This is a genomic window from Empedobacter sp. UBA7252, from assembly GCF_002472765.1.
GTDB lineage: Bacteria > Bacteroidota > Bacteroidia > Flavobacteriales > Weeksellaceae > Empedobacter > Empedobacter falsenii_B.
The window spans coordinates 41664-63055 of record NZ_DKSQ01000011.1 but is presented as its reverse complement, the minus strand read 5'-3'; the positions used below and the strand labels follow the sequence as shown (position 1 = coordinate 63055).

Here is a 21392-nt window from a genome sequence, read left to right as displayed (position 1 = left end):
GATTCCCAATTACTTTATTGAATAAAAAAAATATAAACACATTAATACCTTCATTATAGGATTATGTTTGATATCGAAGAATTAAAATCATTCAAATTACCAGATTTACAACAAGTTGCAGAGCAACTGAAAATCGATGGGTATAAGAAATTAAAAAAAGGCGAATTGTTAGACGCAGTTTTAGGTTTTATCAACAGCCAACCAAAGGTTGAAGAAAAAGCTGAAACAAAACCTGCTAAAAAAGATAAAGCTGAAAATCTACCTACAGAAGATAAGAAACCGAAACGCAAACGAGTTCAAAATTCGGAAGGAGAAGTTCAACAAAAAGAGGCTGTTGCAGAAGAAGTAAAAACTGAAAAAGTTGAAAATACTTCTACCGAAACAGAAAAAAAGGAAGAAAATAATCCTCGCGTTAATAAATTTCAGGAACGAGCGAACAAAAGCCAAGATCTGAAAAAGAATAATCAAAATAATCAGAAGAAAAATAATCAATCTGATAATCGTAATCAAAACGATCAATCTCAACAAAATAATCACCACAATAATCAAAATCAAAAAAATAAATATCGCGCTGCGAATTATGAATTTGACGGAATTATTGAAACTGAAGGTGTTTTAGAGATTTTACCAGATAATAATTATGGTTTTTTACGTTCTTCTGATTTTAATTATTTGTCTTCGCCTGATGATGTGTATGTTTCTCAATCTCAAATTAGATTATTTGGATTAAAAACGGGAGATACAATTACAGGAGAGGTTCGTCCTCCAAAAGAAGGTGAAAAATATTTTCCTTTAATCAAAATTAAAGAAATCAACGGTCGTACGCCAGATTATGTACGTGATCGTATCGCTTTTGAGCATTTAACTCCACTTTTCCCTAACGAGAAATTCAATTTAAGTAATTCTAAATCTTTATCAAATCGCGTAATTGACTTATTTACACCAATAGGTAAAGGTCAACGTGGGATGATTGTGGCGCCACCAAAAACGGGTAAAACAACGTTATTGAAAGATATTGCGAATGGAATTGCGCAAAATCATCCAGAAGTTTATTTGATTGTTTTATTAATCGATGAGCGTCCGGAAGAGGTAACAGATATGAAACGTTCGGTAAACGGAGAGGTTATTGCATCTACGTTTGATGAGGAAGCAAATCGCCATGTAAAAGTTGCAAATATCGTTTTAGAGAAGGCAAAACGTATGGTAGAATGTGGACACGATGTTGTGATTCTTTTAGATTCTATTACGCGTTTGGCTCGTGCTTACAATACAGTTTCGCCAGCTTCTGGTAAAGTGTTATCGGGTGGTGTTGATGCAAATGCATTACACAAACCAAAACGTTTCTTTGGAGCTGCTCGTAACATCGAAAATGGAGGTTCTTTAACAATTATTGCAACTGCATTGATTGATACAGGTTCTAAAATGGATGAAGTTATTTTCGAAGAATTTAAAGGAACAGGTAATATGGAGTTACAATTGGATCGTAAGATTTCGAACAAACGTATTTTCCCTGCAATTGACTTAGTAAGTTCTTCTACGCGTAAAGACGATTTGTTATTAGACGACAAAACACAACAATTAATGTGGGTTCTTCGCAACCATTTATCGGATATGAATCCTGTAGAAGCGATGGAATTCTTACACGATCGTATCAAACATACACGCTCTAACGAAGAGTTTTTAATCTCAATGAATAAGTAATTTATTACAACTTATAATTTTAAAAACCATCTAAAGTTGTTTAGGTGGTTTTTTTTAAATCTATTTTATGAAAAAAATATATAACAAAAAAAGCTCAAGAAAATAAATTCTTGAGCTTTGTTGTACCTCAGGCGGGACTTGAACCCGCACGTCCTAATGGACACAGGATTTTAAGTCCTGCGTGTCTACCAATTCCACCACCAAGGCATCCACTTCTAAGAAAGAAGTTAGAGCGGGAAACGGGACTCGAACCCGCAACATTCAGCTTGGAAGGCTGACGCTCTACCAATTGAGCTATTCCCGCGATTGTGAGTGCAAATATAGAACAGCTTTTTTAATTACAAAACTTTTAGGAAACATTTTTTTCATAATTATTTTACATTAAAAGCTAAGTTTCTCATCATAATATTTTTAAGTACTAAAATAATTTTACTTTTTTTTGATTAAATTATTTTGAACATTAAAAATTCATCTTAAATAATTGCATTTTTCCAGATTTTAAGCAATCGTTCGTAAGAAAATTGAGCATTAGCTGGACTTGTACTTGGCAAAGAAATATACTCAATAGATGTTTTTTCATCAAAATATTTCCAAAATAATTGTTCTGATTTCTTTCCATTGAAAATTATTTTATCAATTGTAGGATATTCATTCAACAATTCATCAATCTGATTTGGCAAAACATTTTTCATATCCACATCCATGCTTCCCTTTCTGTCAGCAGAATGTGCAACATCCCAAAGCGCAAACTTATTCTGTAAAATAAGTTGTTTTCTTATTTCATAATCTTCTGAAAATTCTGTCTCAAAAATCTCAAACATCATTTTCCAAAATCGATTACGCGGATGTCCATAATATTGATTGACTTCTAACGATAAATCACCAGGTAAAGAGCCAAGAATTAATGTTTTTGGTAGTTCTGATATAATTGCAGCAAATGATTGTTTATGCATTTTGTTTTATTCTAAAAATATAATGTACAAAAAAAGTGCTACAGTTTGTAGCACTTTTTTTTCTATTTCTATCATTAGATAATTTGTTCAGAAACCTCCTCCCACTCTAACATTTTTTTGTCTAAATCATTTTTCAGATTCGAGTATTTATCTAATTCTTGTTGCGTTTGCGAACCTGCATGCAACTTATTTTCTAAATCGGCAATCTTCGTCTCTAAATCAGAAATCTCCGTTTCTATTCTTGACAATCTATTTTTAAGACGTTTTTGCTCTTTCTCTTCCTCAAAAGATAAAACTCTTTTCGCTTGTTCTATTTTAACCTCAATCGGTTTCTCTTCTTTTCGTGCAGCCAAACTATTTCCTTTCTCCACTTCACGGAAACTTCCCGCTTTTATTTGCGCCAAATAATCATCAATTCCAGAAAGATATTCTTTCACTTGACCATTACGGAAATCGAACACTTTATCTACTAAACCTTCTAAAAATTCACGGTCATGAGATACTAAAATCAAAGTTCCAGAATATTTTTGTAAAGCTTTTTTCAACAATTCTTTTGATACAATATCCAAGTGGTTCGTTGGCTCATCCATGATTAATACATTGAATGGACGTAACAATAATTTACACAACGCCAAACGATTTCGCTCACCTCCCGAAAGAACCGAAACTTTTTTCTCAACAGCATCACCACCAAACATAAATGCACCTAAATAATCGCGAACATGTTTACGTGTTTCTTCTGTTGCAGAATTTTCTGCTTCTTCTAAAACCGTTAATTTATCATTCAAAACATGTGCTTGATTTTGGGCAAAATATCCGATTTCTACATTATGTCCATGTTTTATTTTGCCTGAATGCTCTTGTTCGTTGATAATCGCACGCGATAAAGTCGTTTTTCCTTGACCATTTTGACCAACAAAAGCTACTTTTTCTCCTCGATTAACATAAAAAGAAACATGATCAAAAACTTGATGATCACCAAAAGCAACACCTACATCATCTAACTCGAAAATAATTTTACCTGGCTGAACAGCATCCACAAAACGGATATTCATTTTCGTTACATCATCATTTTCAATTTCGATGCGTTCTATTTTATCTAATTTTTTGATTAATGATTGCGCCATCGAAGCTTTATTAGCTTTTGCACGGAATTTTGAAATTAAATCTTCCGTGTGCTTAATCATTTGCTCTTGATTCTTCTGTGCTTGCTCTAATTTTTCGCGACGATCTTCACGCAATTCTAAATAACGCGTATAATTCGCTTTAAAATCAGAAATGTGGCGATTTGCAATTTCGATTGTACGATTAGTTACGTTATCCAAAAATTGACGGTCGTGCGAAACCAACACAACAGCTCCAGGATAATCTTTCAAGAAATCTTCTAACCAAACAATCGAATCGATATCCAAATGGTTGGTAGGCTCATCTAAAAGCATTACATCATGTTTTTGCAACAATAGTTTTGCCAATTCAATTCGCATTCTCCAACCTCCAGAAAATTCTTCTGTTGGGCGATGAAAATCTGAATTTTTGAATCCTAAACCAATTAAAATTTGTTCGATTTCAGCATCTTTTGTGTAACCACCTAAAAGTCCGAAACGTTCTGTTAAATGAGAAATATCTTCAATTAATTTTCCATATTCGTCCGATTCGTAATCTGTTCTTTCAGCTAATTCTTTGTTTACAAAATCAATACGTTCTTGAATTTCAACCAATTGCTCAAAAGCAGAATCCGCTTCTTGCCAAACCGTTCTTCCTTGTACAAAATCAATATCTTGCGATAAATATCCGATTGTAACGTCGCCTTCGTAAACAACTTCACCTTCTGAAGATTGCTGACTTTTGGCTAAAATTTTAAGCAAAGTAGATTTTCCTGCTCCATTTTTCCCTACCAAACCAACACGGTTTCCTTTGTTGATGCGGAACGAAACGTTTTCGAATAAATATCTACCCGCAAAATAAACTCCTAAATTTTGTACTAATAACATTTTGCAAAAATACAATGTTTTTTGTTAGATGAAAACTTATCTCAAAACTATAAGTAGTATATTGTGAAAGTGTTTTAAAAATAACAATCACCTTTCAATTAATGATTATGAGTAAAATTATTATTGTTCCTATTAATAAAGAAGCTGAATTAAAATTAGATTATGATACAGCTTCTCCAAACGAATTAATCGAAATTAGGTTAAATGAATCAGAATTTAATATTTTATGGAAGAAAGGTGTTTTTGATTTAATTAATCAAACTTGTAATTCAATAATTGACGATTATGAAGACGAAAAAATTAATAATTTAGTTTTAATTGAAAACACTTATAATCAATTGAAGAAAACATATCCTGAATGTGAAAATATTATTAATATATTTCATAAAGCATTAGAACTTAAAACAAGTATTCATTTCTATTTTTAACAATATTTAAAATCACTTATGAAGATAATATTTGATGGCTGGAATGAAGGATTTCAAAAAGTCACTTTAACACATCTACAAATTGACTTACTAAAAATATCATTAAAAGTTGCTAAAAGTAATGTTGACAAATTATTAGATGGACATTCAATAACAATTGATGTTAACGATGAACAATTAGCTTTAACTTTTATAAAAGAAGCTAAAAATATTAATGCTAATTGTAGAATTTTGCATTGATTTTTTTTAAGGTTTTAAACGATAACTCAAAAAATACAATACAAAACTGATTAAAATCGAAAAAGTTGCTGGCACAAAATAAGCCAATGCGAGATTTTTGGTTGCAATAAAATTAATTGGAAGGTTCATTAATCTGAATTGAAAAACTAAAAAACACAATACTACTATAATTACAGACATTTTCCAATCGTAATTGCGTTTATGATTAATTACTGAACATAAAATATACGCCAAAACAATACCTACAAAACTCAAAATTGTTTTCATTGTAGCTAAATGTTTCAGTTTTTCGCTGATTCCGAATTCGTCACTTTTTCTAACCAAAAAGGCAAAATTATCTTTTCCCATTGAATGAATTAATTCAATCAAATCTAATTCAGCCAAGACGTAAAATTGTTGAATTCCTAAAAATAACAAAACGCTTGCTACAAGTTGAATTGCAAATATTTTTATGTCAAATTTTTTCATTCAAAATAGGTTTAAAATCGATCATAGAAACGTGCAATGTTCGCTTCTTTGTCAATTAGTTGATTATTTTCTAAAAAATCGTACAAATCATCCACCATCACAGGCGCTAACATTGTCCCACGCGTTCCCATTCCATTTAGACAAATCAATTGTTGATGCGTTGGATGCGCTCCTATAATTGGACGACGATCCACAACCGTTGGACGAATTGACGCATGTTGTTCCACAACTTCAAAATCATCTTTAAAAAAATTCTGAACACCTTCAACCAAATATTGTTTTGCATCCTCAGTATTTTCATAATTCACATGATCACGATCGTAAGTTGCGCCTACAAAATATTGATTATTTTCTAAAGGCATCAAAAATTCTTTTCCTTTCACAACTGCTTCAGGTAAATTAGCTTCTGTTTTAATTCTCAACACTTCGCCTTTTACACCAATTATAGGTAAATTTTTGAAATAAGGATTGTTCAAAATATTATAACCTTCGGCAAAAATTATTTTAGTTGCTTCGATTTTTTTATAGCTCGTTTGATTATCCTCTAATTTTAATTCATTAAAATCAAAAGTTTCATCAAGAAACAAATCATTTTTGACTAAATAATTTTTAAAATCAGCCAAAAGATTTGTCAAATCAACACGGCCTGTATGCAAAACTTCGCCAGAACCTATCGGAGAATTTATTGAAGAAAAATCATTCAATTGTTCTGTATCAGTTGCTAAATAATCAATCAAATCTGGATGAGTTGTCGCTTTTTTCAACCACGTTTTTTTCTCTTGTTCGTCATTAAAAATTCTATAAACTGGAAAATTGTAGATATATTTTTTGTTTAATAATTGTTCGAAATCACCAAAAACTTCGCGCAATCTTTCAATTTGTTTTGTCGCATTCCAAACAATTGAAAAACGTTTTAGCACAACAGGATTAAAAATTCCAGCAGCAATCGCCGATGCTTTATGAAAATGATTATCAATTATCACAAAAGATTTTTTTTCTTTCAACAATTTCATCGCCATACAACTCCCTGCAACACCTTGACCAACGATGATATATTCTACTTTTTTCAATTTCTAAAATTTGATTACAAAGGTAAATAATGTTTCGGTTTTACTTATCTTTATTCTTAAAATCAACCATTTTATGCAAATATTCTATACCATAATTTCTTGCCTCATTATCCTTTCAGTCATTATTCCTTTCATCAAACATACACATTGGACGGTTAGAGTTTTTGATTATCCACGATTTCAGAAATTTGTTTTGGTAATTGCTACTTGTATTTTATTCATTGTTGTGCCTAAAACTTCAATTACAATAAGTTTATTTATTTGTTTAATTTTTACTGCGATTTATTTGCTTTGGGTCATTATTCCTTATTCTCCATTTGGTAAAAAAATGATTGAACAAGTATCCTTAAAACCAAATGAAAAACCGCTTGATTTACTTGTTTATAATGTTTTGCAAGACAATACGAAATATCAAAATTTGGTTGAATTAATTAAGAAAAGAAATCCTGATATCGTTTTTTTATTAGAAACGAACAACGAATGGATGGAACAAATAAAAGAAGCTACAAACGATTTTGAGTACAAAATAGAAGTTCCGTTAGAAAATACTTATGGATTATTGTTTTACTCTAAATTACCTATAAAATACCAAAAAATTAATTATTTAATCAGCACAGAAATCCCTTCAATTATTGCTGATATCGAATATAATAATCAAATTGTGCGTTTGTATGGTTTACATCCAACTCCGCCAGTTCCGCAAGAAAATGAAGAAAGTGCTGAACGCGATGCTGAGATTTTGATTATAGGAAAACAAGCGAAAGAATATAGAAAAGCGTGCATTGTTTTTGGAGATTTGAATGATGTTGCGTGGAGCAGAACAACACGTTTATTTTTGAAAACTTCGCAACTTTTAGATCCTCGTCGTGGTCGTGGAATGTTCAATACTTTTCATGCGCATCATTGGTTCTTACGTTGGCCTTTGGATCATTATTTTTTGAGTTCTCAATTTCGATTAATTGATATGATACGAGAACCAAATATTGGCTCAGATCATTTTCCTATCAGTATTCAAGTTGTTTTACGTAGTGATGATGATTCGGGAGAAATGAAATTGGACCATGAAGAAAAGGCAGAAGTTGAAGAAAAAATAGAGGAAGGAATTGAAAAAGGAGATGCGAATTAGATTTTAGATTTTAGATTTTAGATTTTAGATTTTAGATTTTAGATTTTAGATTTTAGAAAGTTAAATTCTTATAAATACATAAACAATAAAATCCAGTCGATGACTGGATTTTTTCTATTTTAATTCTATCATAACCATTCCAAATAATTCGCCTCTTCTTCCGTAAAGAGCTTCGATTGTTTTATCTTTTTTATACTCAAAAGATTTTAATTGACCTACAGAAATATCATTCAAATCTTTCAATTTCATCGATTCAAATTTACCTGAGTTTCTTTTTACTTGTACACTAAGCTCATCAGTGTTTATCAATAGTTTCTCTCCTTCAAAAGTATTTAATGAATTAATGTAAATACTCTCTACAAACTCTTTTAAAGTTTTTCTATCTGAGCTTTTGTCTAATTTTGTTGTTGTTTTTTTAATAGAGTTCGTTAAAACTTCTTGTTGTCCAAAACTATTAATTGATATTATTAGTAATGATAATAATAAAATATTTTTCATGGCTTTTATTTAATTTGAACTAAAGTTATAACAAAAAATCTAGTCAAATGACTGGATTTTTTGTTTTGTATTCTGATTAGTAATTCCACATATCAGCTTCTGACTGAATGATAGAATTTCTAATTTTGTGATGTTCTTCTAATTGACCTTTCGCATCATTTGGAATGTAATCATCAATCATTTTCGTTCCATACATTGTTTGAGCTTTGTAAATAATAGAACTAAATCTACGTGCATTTAACATCTCATCATATGTAATTGCCGAATTTGAATTACTTGGATTGAATACCGTTGCATTCACCAAAACATTACGAGCATCTGGATACCAAATCCAGAATAAATCTACGAAAGCTCCGTCAGCAAACTCAGTTCCTAACGATTGCGCATCAGGTCCCATAATTGCTAAACCTAACAAACGATATTTTAATTCTCCTAAACGACGGTCGATGTACCATAGACCTTTCGTTTTTACCATTTTGATATCGTCAGATTTAATTTTATAATTAAAAATAGCAGCTTCGTCAGGAGTTTCTCCAGCAGCTTTCATATCGTAGTAATACTGTTGTGTATCTTTCTTCTCATTACGAGCCATAATTTGCTCATAACTCATTTTAGTTTGAAAGTACTCATCGTCGTAAACTTCTCTAATCTTTTTGCTACGAACTCCGTCAACCAATACATCATATAATGATTTTGAATTTTGCACTAACTCATCACCAGATCTATAATAAGGTTGATTTAGACGCTCATTCAAATCAATTACTTCCCATACAACTTTCGACCATAAAACATCTTTATCTTCGATAAAGCCATATTTCAAAGGATCTTGAGCCGTACTTACTGTATCTCCAGCTTCATCAACTCTTGTTTTATTTTCGCGGTCTTTTCTTAACTGTTCTGGCGAAACAGCGTTAAGAACATTTTGCGCCATTGTAAGAGTTGAGAAAAAACTCATTAAACCAAACAAAAGATACTTCATATTTTAAATTTTTACTTTTTAAATTATTGTACTTGAATTGCGATAGATGATGCTTCTCCAGTTGCTCCTGAATTTGTACGATATTTAATATCGAAAACACCAATTACATCACCTTTTTTCGCTTTAGAAATTGCTCCAGCTGCTCCTGACATTTTATTTCCAGAAACACGTACTGTTGCTTGACCTGGTACTCTTACATTGAAAGATGTTACTTCACCCGAAATTGGGAATAAGAAATCTGGCCAATCTACACGAATTGTTTGTGCTGCGATTCCATTATCTGGAATAGCTGGACTTGTATTTCCTAAAATAACACCACGTGCCGGTGGAACTGGTTTGATACGGAATGTTTCGCGAACCGATAATGTTTTACCAGAACTTGCTCTTGCAGATGCCGTAAACACCACTTCGTTTCCTCCTCCAGGCGTATAATTCCATTTGTTAGCTCCCGCTCCAGAAGGACTTCCAGAAGAAGCACTTAAACTAACAGGTCCGTTTGCACCGTTAATTGTTGCTGAAATTGGATTAGATACTCCACGATAAACTACACGTAAATTATCTGCAACAATAGACCCTCCTGTTGGGTCTTTTTGAATAACCTCTTTAAATTTAACATCTGATGTTTGGGCTACAACTTGATAAGTTGAAGGTGCTATGGCTACCGTTTTCGTTTTTCCATTCGATACGTATGTAATGTTACCTGTTAATTGATGCATACCAACTGCAGATGTATTCAACTTAATAGATGCTTTACCATCAACAACAGTAGCAGAACCAACACTTGTAGAAACAGAACCTTTGATTGAATTATCGTAAGCTCCTAAAACTACATTAAGAACAGCTTCATCTCCGACTTTCACAACACCTGGCGATAAGAATAAACCTTGGAATGCATCCAACTCAATTTTTTCTTCTAATTTACCAGATAATAATGCTCTTACTAAGTTACCTTCTTCTGTACGTGCATCCATTTGCATTTTAGATAAATTCGTTAATGACGCAACCATTGGTTGGTCATAGAATTTCTCTTGCATCCAGCTTTGATTTTTCGTTTTTGGAGTTGTTCCAAAAAATTCATTGATACGCGCTTCAGCATTTTTAGCATCTGGACTTTGTTTAGCAAAAGTCATTAAGAAATTTCTGAACCCATCAATTTTATTTGTAAACTCTTGTGCTTTCTCATTTCCTTTGTCTCCTCCTTTTCCTTTAAAGAATAAAGAAACTACAGGCTCTGTATTAGACAATGCATTGTAATCTGTATCTTCTGATCCTGAAACAAAATCAGCACCAGCTAATTCTTTTTTCAATCCATCGATATAAGCAACAAAATCATTTGTTTGTTTTTTAACTTCTGCAGCATCTGCTTGAGTTTTTGCATAAGTTGGATCATCCTTCGCTTTTAGATCAATTTGACCATAGAAGGTATCGTTATTTGTTTTCGTTAAAGTCGTTGTTGACTCTAAAGATGTATTTATCGTTTCGAAAGATCTCAACACCTCACGATCCACGTTCAAAGCCATCATTGCAATGAACACGAGATACATCAGGTTGATCATCTTCTGACGTCCGGTTAGTCTACCACCTCCTGCCATAATAATTTATAGAATTAATGAATAATTAGTTTAATTTATCGTACAACGATTAGTTATTTTTCATTGCAGAAAGCATACCTCCGTATACTTTGTTTAATGCATTAATGTTTGCAGAAAGCTCTTGCATTTCTTTCAAGAATTGCTCTGAACTACCTGAAGATTTTTGCATTTCTTCGATAAATTGTTTATTTAATTCTACTTGTTTTTGGCTATTAACAATTTGCTCAGCATAAACAGCGTTTAATTGGCTGATGTTAGTTGATGCTTTTGCAATTTCGTTGCTATATTGTTCTGTTGAAGCGACAGCAGATGTTGTTGTGTTTAATTCGTTAACAGCTGAACCAAATTTATCTAAAGAACCACGTAATCTTTCGAAAACTTCTTTATCTAATTTAGCATCTGCTAATACTTTGTCTAATTCTGCAGTTAAATTATTTCCTGCAGTTGCAACAGCAGCAGTTTTTCTTTGTACTGGCTCTCCAGTTAATAATTCTGGATAAGCTTTTTCCCATTCGTAGCTTCCTTCTGGTTTATCGAAGAATGCTGAATATAAGAAGACGATTGCTTCAGCTACTAAACCTACTGTTAAGATTAAATTGGCTGATATTGGTCCTATATTCGTATGTGTAATTTTACATAATGCCCCGATAATTACTACTGCGGCAAAGAAATTATACAAAAAATTTGTAAGACGTTCTTGTTTTGAAGCTTGTACTGCCATAAGAGTGCTTTTTATTAAATTATTTTATTAATAGGTTATTTGGTTTTTCTAAAATTTACTTTTGATCCTTCTGGGAAAGATTGTACTGTACGGAATCCGATGAAACTTCTTGCAGAATCTTTGTGTTCCCAATCGCGAGATGATACCATCAATAAGTATCCAACATCTTTCCAAGATCCTCCTCTAACACTTCTGTTTACTTCTCCAGACATTGTAATTGACGGATTAAGTGATGAAGACATTGTGTAAGATGATCTGTTGTAAGGAGAACTTGTCCACTCAGCTACGTTACCAGCCATATCATACAATCCGTATCCATTCGCTTTGAATGTTTTTACAGGAGCTGTATACATATAACCTGTTTTCTTACCATCGTTGATTTCTAAATAATCTCCACGTTTTGGTTTGAAGTTCGCTAGATAACAACCTCTATCATCTGTTAAATAAGGACCTCCCCAAGGATAAGGTGCATTTTCTAAACCACCTTTCGCTGCGTATTCCCACTCAATTTCTGTTGGTAAACGGTAACTAATAACTTTTACTTGACTTCCTCTTTTCTTTTTATTATTCAATGCTGTGTTATGATATCTTGTGCGGAAATCACAAAAAGCTGTTGCTTGATTCCAGTTAACACCTACAACAGGATAATTTGCATAAGCTTTATGCCAAAAATAGTCTTGGTGCATTGGATCATTGTACGAATAGTTGAAATCTCTTACCCAAACTGTTGTATCAGGATAAATGTTTAAACTAAATTCTTTACGAAAATCTACACGGAAAGTACCACGTTTTTTTGCTGCAGCAGTTTGATCAACTGTCACATAAGAATAGTTTAATTTACGCGTATCAATACGTCTTTCTCCATTCATACGCTCTTCTGGAGGATAATATAATCCTTCTATAACCTCAGCATAATCTACATCTGGATATTTGTATTTATCCCACTCCAAACGCTGTTTCCAATTTAATTTCTTACCATCTAAAGATTGACCATCACGACCTGTATTACTGTTTTTAATATATTCATCATATGGCGTCCCTTGTCCATCTTGTGAACCAGAAATATATGCATAATCACCAATACCTCCTGCTCCATTATTTGGATTCATAGGGTCAAAACCTAAAGTTTCTGCCTTGTTTGCCAAAGCAGTACGAGCGATAGAATCTTTTACATAATTTACAAAATACTGATACTCAGAGTTTGTAATCTCTGTATCATCCATAAAGAAACCTGTAACAGTAACCGTTTTTACTGGAGCATCATTTGTTTTTGTAAAATCGTAATCGGTTTGTCCTAAAACAAACGATCCACTCGGAATCGGAACCATTCCTTTTGGACGAACTGGCGTCCAAGCCGAAGATGTTTTCGAAACTATTTGTCCATCATTTCTATCACTACTCCCTCTGTTCTTCAACATTTTACATGATGATAAAGAAAGAGATAGCAACAATGCACTTACCAAAATTCTATTCATTCTGTTATAGATTTATTTTTATACAGGTTTTATACTTTTAGTTCTCAATTAATAAGGCTACAAATTAAGGCAATTTATTAATTGATTTTTAAAATTGTTCTTTATTTTTTAATAAAATTTTTTGAAATATTTCCACCACCTATTCGGTATTTCTCCATTCAAGGCTTGCTCATAATCTTTTTCTGAACACGGAATAATTTCAAATTTTCGCTCTCCATCAACAGTGTTATCAACTTCTATCCACAATTGATTGGTTAATATATTTCGGTAAAAAATATAATTGTATCCTTCTGTAGGAACAAAAATTTTCTCAAAATATTGTGTATCCTCAAAACTTTTTATCTCTGGACGGTGATTTTTTCCATCAATAAAATACCAAATCATCTGCGAAATTAATAGATGATCTAATTTTTTATAATTTTCGATATAATCACAAACGTAAAGTGAAGTCAATTTATTGCTGAAACCTAAATATCTTGTTAAAGCACAAATTTCGCGTGAAGTAAATCCATTTGGCGTCATATTTTTTGAAGAAGAGAAATCCGAACCTTGTAAACTCGATAAATTAAGCAAAGCCGCATTTGCATCTCTCGAATAAGGTTCTATTTCTTTTACATTTTCAGAAATCACACCCAAACGAACAGCATCAAAATTTAACTGATCTAACAAATCTAATTTTTCTTGAGCAACAAAATACGTTTGAAAACCGATATTCGTATAATCCAATAAATTGAAAGGCTCATTCGAAATAATTTTTGTTAAATAATTATTTTCTGTTGTTTGTGCTTCATCTTTTCCTAATCGTAATTTATGATCGATTGTTAAGTAATAAACTTTATCAACAATTTCGTCATAAGCACGATATTGTTGATAACCTAAACTTGGGTTTCCACCCAAAATAACAACAACATATCCATCACGAATTAATCCGTTGGTAACTTCTCTAAAAACTTTTTCGGTTTCGGCTTTATCATCATAATAAACAACATCGCCAAAATCGTACAAATCTATCGACCAATTTCCCATTTGCAATTCGTACAATTGTGTACGAACAAGGCTAAAATCTACATCTTCGATCAAATCTTTTTGTTTCGAACGAGATTCTGTCACACCAATAATCGCAATTTTATCGTTCGATTTTTCATCGCTTTCGATAACATCTTCGCGAAATTTTATAGCTTGTCCTAACGCAAAAGAATTACAAGATTTAGCAAAATCTTGTAATTCTTCAGAAACGGGTTTTAAAAAGTCGTTGTACATTATTACTTTTTAGTCGTTGTTTTTTTAGTTGTCGTTTTCTTCGCAGTTGTCTTTTTTGCAGGCGCTTTTTTAGTCACTGCTTTCTTTTTAGGTTTCGCAGCTTCTATTAATTTTTCAACCTCAGCCAAAGTCAACGCTTCTGGATTCGTCTCTTTCGATAACTCAACTTTTATTTTTCCTTGAATCAAATTATAACGTCCCCAACGCGCTTTCTCTAATCGAATTTCCTGTTCTGACCATTCGCGAACAACACGTTCAGATTCTTTACGTTTTTTATCTTCAATCAATTCGATAATATCAGCTTGAGATAAATGATCGAAATCGTATTTTTTCGGAACATTAATAAACCATTCATTCCATTTGATAAATGGTCCAAAACGTCCTTTTCCTTTTGTTACATCATACCCTTCGTATTGTGCAATCGGTGCATCAGCTTTTAATTTTTCTTCGATTAATTCTACTGCACGATCAAATGATAAATCCATTGGATCTTCCTCTTTCGGAATCGAAATATATTTATCATCAAATTTCACATAAGGTCCAAAACGTCCAATATTCACTTCTACTTCGTGCGCTTTATACTCACCTAAAGTTTTTGGTAATTCGAACAATTTCATTGCCTCTTCTAAGGTAATATTATGAATAGATTGATGTTTTTGAAGACTTGCAAAGCGAGGTTTTTCTTCATCTTCTGCTTCACCAATCTGAATCATTGGCCCAAAACGTCCAATACGTGCATGCACTTTTTTACCCGATACAGGATCAATTCCTAATTCGCGTTCTCCAGTTGCACGATCAGCATTTTCTTGAACATCTTCTACAACATGATGAAATTTCGTATAAAATTCATCAATCATTTTTGTCCAATTCAATTTACCTTCCGCAATATCATCAAAACTATTTTCGACACGCGCTGTAAAATCGTAATCCATCACATTCGTAAAATAATCAACCAAGAAATCATTTACCACAATTCCGATATCAGTTGGCATTAATTTGCGACGATCAGCTCCAAAAATTTCTTTTTGTTGAACTTTTTTGATTTGATTATCGATTAGCGTTAAGGTATTATATTTTCGTTCTTGACCATCCAATTCCCCAACTTCCACATAGCCTCTATTCTGGATTGTAGAAATCGTTGGCGCATAAGTTGATGGACGACCAATTCCTAATTCTTCTAATTTTTTTACCAAAGATGCTTCTGTATAACGAGCCGAAGGACGAGAAAAACGTTCAGTACCGTTTATTTCATCTGCTTTCAATTGCTCATTTACTTTTACACTTGGTAATAATACTTTATCATCATCAGCATCTTCGTCGTCAAACGATTCTTGATATACTTTTAAGAAACCATCAAACACAATTACTTCTCCTTTCGCTTGGAAAATAAAGTTGTTTTTGTTGTTATCAATATCAATAATAGTTCGTTCCAATTCTGCATTTGCCATTTGAGAAGCAACTGTACGTTTCCAAATTAATTCGTACAATTTTCGCATAGAATCGTCTGCATTTATTGAATGATTTTCGAAATGCGTTGGACGAATCGCTTCGTGCGCTTCTTGTGCAGATGAATTTTTGTTTTTATATTTTCTTATCTCAACATATTTGTTTCCGTAAGCAGATTCTATCTCAGCTTTTACTGCTGTTAATGCATCATCAGACAAATTCACACTATCTGTTCTCATATATGTGATATGTCCAGATTCGTATAATTGTTGTGCGACACGCATCGTTCTTGAAACTGAAAAACCTAATTTACGAGATGCTTCTTGTTGCAAAGTTGATGTTGTAAATGGTGCTGAAGGTGTACGCTTTGCTGGTTTCTTTTGTAAATCATTTACTTTAAAATCTGCTCCAACACATGTTTCTAAGAAATCTTCGGCTTCTTTTAACGTAGAAAATTCTTTTGTTAAAACTGCTTTTAATGTTCTTCCCTCATTTGTTTCGAAAATTGCAATGAATTTATATGACGAAACTGGAACAAAATTTTGAATTTCTTTTTCACGTTCAACAATTAATCGAACAGAAACTGATTGAACACGACCTGCAGATAAGCCTGGTTTGATTTTTTTCCATAAAATTGGCGACATTTCGAAACCAACTAATCTGTCCAAAACACGACGAGCTTGTTGTGCATCAACCAAATTCTCATCAATTTGACGTGGATTTTCTACCGCACGTTGAATCGCTTTTTTTGTAATTTCATTAAAAACAATACGTTTTGTATCTTTCTTTTCTAATCCAAGAACGTGATACAAATGCCAAGAAATTGCTTCTCCTTCGCGGTCCTCATCGGATGCTAACCAAATTGTTTGGGCTTTCGAAGACAATTTTTTCAGTTTACTTACAACCTCCTTTTTATCAGGTGTTACTTCGTATATTGGCTTATAATGATTCTCGATTTCGATTCCCATTCCTTTCTTTGGTAAATCGACCACGTGACCAAAACTTGATTCCACGATAAAATCATCACCTAAAAAAACTTGAATGGTTTTAGCTTTTGCTGGGGACTCAACAATAACGAGATTTTTAGACATATTGTTTTCTTAAAAAATTTCTGCAAAATTAATAACAAAAAAATGAAGCAGCCAAAAATGATTTTCAACTGCTTCATAATTTTGTCTATTTCATGTAAGGATTATCCTTGTAAATATCTGTTCCTATTTGGTCTATTTCTGATTGTTCATTGTCTTCTGTTCCTATAACTGTTTCATATAAAACATATGTAGCAATATAAATTAGAGGCATTGCTACTAATAATCCAACTCCACAAGCAAGTACGCCTAAAATTGCAACTCCAAAACAAGCCAAACAAAAAACAAATGCTGATCCGAAGTTTTTAAATAAAATACTTACACTTGATTTTATAGCTTCCGTTGTAGTAAAACTTGTAAACAATACAAAAGGAATTGCTAGTATTGATGTAACATAGAAAATAAATCCAGGTACAATACATAATAAAATACCTATGAATCCTAAAAATTGAACAGCTAAATATGTTGTAAAAATCACACCAAATTTTCCATCTTTATAATGAACAAACAAATCTGAAAAATCAGGATTTTGATGTTTATTAAATTTTTTAGCCATTGTCAAAATACTTACTGTAATCGGTGCTAAAGCTGCTGCAACTACAATACTAACAATATTACTCACCCACGCTAAAGGAGATGATGCTTCTGCAAACACTTCATTTAAATCAGATGGATCATTAATAACCATAGTTGGTGCTGAAATGATTAATCCTAAGAAGAAATTAATCATGAAACTAATTGCGAATGTTATTACAATTGCAAGAATTGCATATAAAGCGATTCCTGAAAAAATTTCCCATGATTTTGAAAAAATATCGCCAACGTTTATATTTACTCCTCGTTGTTTAATTTCTTCTATTCTTTGTCTAATTCTATCATCCATAGTTTTATATTTTTTTAGATTTCCTCAAATCTACAAAATGTTAATAAAATGCAAAAGAAAATTTTACTGCCAATATGTCACATAGATTTATTATTTTTGCACGATAAAATATCCATTTTAGAATGCATACAGAAGAAAAACATATAGATGAAGCAAGACAAGGAGAGGCTTTGATGACTGCTCCTACTCGTAATGCAACAAAGAAATTATTCTTAGAAAGTTACGGATGTCAAATGAATTTCTCGGATAGTGAAATTGTTGCATCTATTCTAAATAACGAAGGTTATCAAACCACTCAAAAAGTTGACGAAGCAGATTTAATTCTTTTAAACACTTGTTCTATTCGTGAAAAAGCGGAACAAACAGTTCGTAAACGTTTAGGAACTTTAAACGCAATCAAAAAACAAAATCCAAGTCTTAAAATTGGAGTTTTAGGTTGTATGGCGGAACGTTTGAAACATAAATTCTTAGAAGAAGAACATTTAGTAGATATCGTTGTAGGACCAGATGCTTACCGCGATTTACCAAACTTAATCAACGATGTAGAAGATGGTCGTGATGCGGTAAACGTACAATTATCAAAAGAAGAAACATATGCCGAAATTTCTCCTGTTCGTTTAGGTGGAAATGGCGTTACAGCCTTTGTTACGATTACTCGTGGCTGTGATAACATGTGTACATTCTGTGTTGTTCCTTTTACGCGTGGTCGTGAGCGTTCTCGTGATCCTCACTCAATCTTGAATGAATGTAAAGAATTAGCAGAATCTGGTTACAAAGAAATTACACTTTTAGGTCAAAATGTCGATTCATATTTATGGTATGGTGGAGGACCAAAAAAAGATTTCAAAAATGCAACTGATATTCAGAAAGCGACTGCTGTAGATTTTGCTCAATTATTAGACATGGTTGCTACGCAGTTTCCTAACATTCGTTTACGTTTTTCAACTTCTAATCCACAAGATATGGAAGAAGGCGTATTGCAAATGATGGCGAAACACAAAAATATTTGTAAATACATTCACTTACCTGTTCAATCGGGTTCTACTACTGTCTTAGCACGTATGAATCGTCAACATACTCGTGAAGAATATTTCGAATTGATTGATAAAATTCGACGTATCGTTCCAGATTGTGCTTTATCTCACGATATGATTGCAGGTTTCTGTGGCGAAACAGAAGAAGAACATCAAGATACATTATCGTTAATGGAATATGTGAAATATGATTTCGGTTATATGTTCGCTTATTCTGAGCGTCCAGGAACGCCAGCGCACAAAAAAATGCCTGATGATGTTTTACCAGAAGATAAAAAACGTCGTTTACAAGAAATCATCGAAATGCAACAAAAACACTCTGCAGAGCGTATGAATAGTTATGTTGGAAAAACTCATGAAGTTTTGATTGAAGGAAACTCTAAACGTGACGAAAATTTCTGGTACGGACGTAATACACAAAACGCGGTTTTAGTTTTCCCTAAAGTAGAAGGAACTAAAATAGGAGATTTTGTAAACGTAAAAGCAAATAGCTGTACAACGGCTACTTTGATTGGTGAGATGATTGAAGATTAATTTTTTCAACTTGTTATACTGAACTTTTTCAGTATCATTTTTCAAATCAAAAAACTGATGAGATTGAAAATTTCAATTTCGAAAACCTAAAAAATAAAAAAATGGATTCTTTACAAACTATCAAACAACGTTTTGGAATCATTGGAAATAATATAGCCTTGAATCGTGCTTTAGAAAAGGCGATTCAGGTTGCACCTACCGACATTTCTGTTCTTGTTATCGGAGAAAGTGGTGTTGGTAAAGAATTTATTCCGAAAATCATTCACAATCAATCGGCGCGCAAACACAACAATTATATTGCAGTGAACTGTGGTGCGATTCCAGAAGGAACAATAGATTCTGAATTATTTGGACACGAAAAAGGAGCTTTTACAGGTGCAACACAAACACGTAAAGGTTATTTTGAAGTAGCAGATGGCGGAACTATTTTTTTAGATGAAGTTGGAGAATTACCTTTAGCTACACAAGTACGTTTATTACGTATTTTAGAATCAGGCGAATTTATGAAAGTTGGTTCTTCGGAACTTCAAAAAACGAATGTTCGTGTAGTTGCAGCAACCAATGTAAAACTGAAAGAAGCGGTAGAAAAAGGTAAATTTCGAGAAGATTTATATTATCGATTAAATACAGTTCAAATTGATATTCCAGCTTTGCGCGAGCGAAAAGAAGATATTAATTTATTGTTCAGAAAATTTGCTTCAGATTTTGCAAATAAATACAGAATGCCTCATATCGAGCTTTCTCCAGAAGCCCAAAATTATATTGCGAATTATCCTTGGCCGGGAAATGTGCGTCAATTGAGAAATTTTGCTGAACAAGTTTCTGTTGTTGAAAAAGACCGCGTGATTTCGTTAGAAAAAATCATGGAATTATTACCCAATAATTCAACAATGTTAACGGTTACAAACAAATCAAAAGATGGAAGTTCTTCTGATTTTATGGAACGAGAATTATTGTTCAAGGTTTTATTGGACATGAAAAAAGATTTGAACGATTTACGTGCTTTAACATTAGATTTGATCAAACACAAAGATGTTGAAGATTTTAATGGCAACACGCAAGAATTGATTCAGCGCGTTTATCAAGATCAAAACGAACCAGAAGAAGATTTTGTGCCAAGTCAATATAATTTGGTTCCAACGAAATCTGCTCCAATTACACCAAATTATCAACAATCGCAATACGATTATTCGAACGATGTATATGATGTAAGTCCAATCGAAGAACCAGAATCGCTTTCATTACAGGATAACGAAAAGGAAATGATAAAATTGGCGTTAGAAAAACACAAAGGAAAACGTAAAATGGCGGCTGACGAATTGGGAATTTCTGAGCGAACATTGTACCGAAAAATCAAACAATATCATTTGTAATATGAACAAAATAAAACTATTCATCCTTAGTATTTTTGCTATTTTTAGTTTAACAGGATGTATAAAATATTCACTTTCGGGAGCTGCAATTCAACCAGATTGGAACACAATTTATGTGGCAACTTTCCCGAATTACGCACCTCAACAAAATCCTACTTTAAGTCAAGATTTAACGATTGCCATTCAAGATATTTTTAGAAGTAGAACGAAGTTGAAGTTAAACTCAAACGAAAATTCTGACTTAATTATCGAAGGTGAAATTACGGGATACGACGTTGTTCCAGAAGCAATTCAATCGAATGATATTGCAGCAAAAAACCGTTTGACAATTTATGTAAAAGTTCGATATATCAACAATAAAGACGAATCAAAAAGTTATGACAGAACATTTTCTGCTTTCCAATTATATGACGGAAATGCTATGTTAAGCGCTGTAGAATCGTCAATTGTTCCATTAATTATTGATGATATTCGCGACCAAGTTTTTGCGTCTATTGCGATGGATTGGTAAAAAAATAACCTTATATTTGAG

19 protein-coding genes and 2 tRNA genes are annotated in these 21392 nt (G+C 32.6%); 7 read left to right on the top strand and 14 right to left on the bottom strand.

The window, feature by feature from the left end; all coding sequences use genetic code 11:
• Positions 1-63: 63 nt before the first annotated feature.
• On the top strand, positions 64-1701 hold the full coding sequence (gene rho / locus B2X73_RS02640) for a transcription termination factor Rho (RefSeq protein WP_115001683.1): 1638 nt from the start codon (positions 64-66) through the stop codon (positions 1699-1701).
• 123 nt (positions 1702-1824) lie between these two features.
• Here the strand turns inward: rho and B2X73_RS02635 are convergent.
• The 4 genes from B2X73_RS02635 to B2X73_RS02620 form a co-directional block, all read right to left on the bottom strand.
• Positions 1825-1908, bottom strand: a tRNA-Leu gene (locus B2X73_RS02635).
• A 24-nt stretch (positions 1909-1932) separates the two neighbouring features.
• Positions 1933-2005: transfer RNA gene (locus B2X73_RS02630), tRNA-Gly, on the bottom strand.
• A gap of 169 nt (positions 2006-2174) precedes the next feature.
• A complete protein-coding gene (locus B2X73_RS02625) occupies positions 2175-2654 on the bottom strand; it encodes a DNA-deoxyinosine glycosylase (protein ID WP_115001685.1) in 480 nt (159 codons plus the stop codon).
• 74 nt (positions 2655-2728) lie between these two features.
• The gene (locus B2X73_RS02620; protein ID WP_180905128.1) at positions 2729-4645 is read right to left on the bottom strand and encodes an ABC-F family ATP-binding cassette domain-containing protein; all 1917 of its coding nucleotides are present in this window, start codon (positions 4643-4645) and stop codon (positions 2729-2731) included.
• Positions 4646-4752: 107 nt separating this feature from the next.
• Here B2X73_RS02620 and B2X73_RS02615 point away from each other — a divergent pair, with 107 nt between their 5' ends.
• Complete coding sequence (locus B2X73_RS02615) at positions 4753-5073, top strand: hypothetical protein (RefSeq protein WP_115002126.1); 321 nt, start codon at positions 4753-4755, stop codon at positions 5071-5073.
• Between the two features lie 18 nt (positions 5074-5091).
• Positions 5092-5313: a hypothetical protein gene (locus tag B2X73_RS02610; RefSeq protein WP_115001689.1), complete on the top strand. Its 222-nt coding sequence runs from the start codon at positions 5092-5094 to the stop codon at positions 5311-5313.
• Positions 5314-5319: 6 nt separating this feature from the next.
• Here B2X73_RS02610 and B2X73_RS02605 read toward each other — a convergent pair whose 3' ends face one another.
• Both B2X73_RS02605 and B2X73_RS02600 read right to left on the bottom strand, forming a co-directional pair.
• The gene (locus tag B2X73_RS02605; RefSeq protein ID WP_115001691.1) at positions 5320-5781 is read right to left on the bottom strand and encodes a hypothetical protein; all 462 of its coding nucleotides are present in this window, start codon (positions 5779-5781) and stop codon (positions 5320-5322) included.
• 11 nt (positions 5782-5792) lie between these two features.
• A complete protein-coding gene (locus tag B2X73_RS02600) occupies positions 5793-6851 on the bottom strand; it encodes an NAD(P)/FAD-dependent oxidoreductase (protein WP_291095638.1) in 1059 nt (352 codons plus the stop codon).
• A gap of 73 nt (positions 6852-6924) precedes the next feature.
• Here B2X73_RS02600 and B2X73_RS02595 point away from each other — a divergent pair, with 73 nt between their 5' ends.
• A complete protein-coding gene (locus B2X73_RS02595) occupies positions 6925-7977 on the top strand; it encodes an endonuclease/exonuclease/phosphatase family protein (protein ID WP_286494775.1) in 1053 nt (350 codons plus the stop codon).
• A 114-nt stretch (positions 7978-8091) separates the two neighbouring features.
• On the opposite strand, the gene B2X73_RS02590 is transcribed toward B2X73_RS02595, so the two are convergent.
• The 8 genes from B2X73_RS02590 to B2X73_RS02555 form a co-directional block, all read right to left on the bottom strand.
• Positions 8092-8475: a hypothetical protein gene (locus B2X73_RS02590; RefSeq protein ID WP_286494776.1), complete on the bottom strand. Its 384-nt coding sequence runs from the start codon at positions 8473-8475 to the stop codon at positions 8092-8094.
• A gap of 76 nt (positions 8476-8551) precedes the next feature.
• Positions 8552-9454 (bottom strand): gliding motility protein GldN, encoded by a 903-nt coding sequence (gldN, locus tag B2X73_RS02585; RefSeq protein WP_286494777.1) that lies wholly within the window; start codon positions 9452-9454, stop codon positions 8552-8554.
• 23 nt (positions 9455-9477) lie between these two features.
• On the bottom strand, positions 9478-11046 hold the full coding sequence (locus B2X73_RS02580; RefSeq protein ID WP_221856101.1) for a GldM family protein: 1569 nt from the start codon (positions 11044-11046) through the stop codon (positions 9478-9480).
• Positions 11047-11095: 49 nt separating this feature from the next.
• A complete protein-coding gene (gldL, locus tag B2X73_RS02575) occupies positions 11096-11767 on the bottom strand; it encodes a gliding motility protein GldL (protein ID WP_221856103.1) in 672 nt (223 codons plus the stop codon).
• 35 nt (positions 11768-11802) lie between these two features.
• Complete coding sequence (gldK, locus tag B2X73_RS02570; RefSeq protein WP_409410973.1) at positions 11803-13242, bottom strand: gliding motility lipoprotein GldK; 1440 nt, start codon at positions 13240-13242, stop codon at positions 11803-11805.
• A gap of 108 nt (positions 13243-13350) precedes the next feature.
• A complete protein-coding gene (locus B2X73_RS02565; RefSeq protein WP_125349620.1) occupies positions 13351-14502 on the bottom strand; it encodes an arginase family protein in 1152 nt (383 codons plus the stop codon).
• Positions 14503-14504: 2 nt separating this feature from the next.
• Positions 14505-17039 carry a type I DNA topoisomerase gene (gene topA / locus B2X73_RS02560; RefSeq protein WP_291095634.1) on the bottom strand — a complete coding sequence of 845 codons (2535 nt, stop codon included), beginning with the start codon at positions 17037-17039 and terminating at the stop codon, positions 14505-14507.
• An 85-nt stretch (positions 17040-17124) separates the two neighbouring features.
• Positions 17125-17919 (bottom strand): hypothetical protein, encoded by a 795-nt coding sequence (locus B2X73_RS02555; RefSeq protein ID WP_125349622.1) that lies wholly within the window; start codon positions 17917-17919, stop codon positions 17125-17127.
• A gap of 122 nt (positions 17920-18041) precedes the next feature.
• Between B2X73_RS02555 and miaB the strand changes: the two genes are divergently transcribed.
• From miaB to B2X73_RS02540, 3 genes are all read left to right on the top strand, one after another.
• The gene (miaB, locus tag B2X73_RS02550) at positions 18042-19487 is read left to right on the top strand and encodes a tRNA (N6-isopentenyl adenosine(37)-C2)-methylthiotransferase MiaB (RefSeq protein ID WP_291064629.1); all 1446 of its coding nucleotides are present in this window, start codon (positions 18042-18044) and stop codon (positions 19485-19487) included.
• Positions 19488-19588: 101 nt separating this feature from the next.
• On the top strand, positions 19589-20860 hold the full coding sequence (locus B2X73_RS02545; RefSeq protein WP_125349624.1) for a sigma-54 interaction domain-containing protein: 1272 nt from the start codon (positions 19589-19591) through the stop codon (positions 20858-20860).
• A gap of 1 nt (position 20861) precedes the next feature.
• Positions 20862-21371, top strand: a complete 510-nt coding sequence (locus tag B2X73_RS02540; RefSeq protein ID WP_115001709.1) for an LptE family protein — start codon at positions 20862-20864, stop codon at positions 21369-21371.
• The last annotated feature ends 21 nt before the right edge of the window (positions 21372-21392 follow it).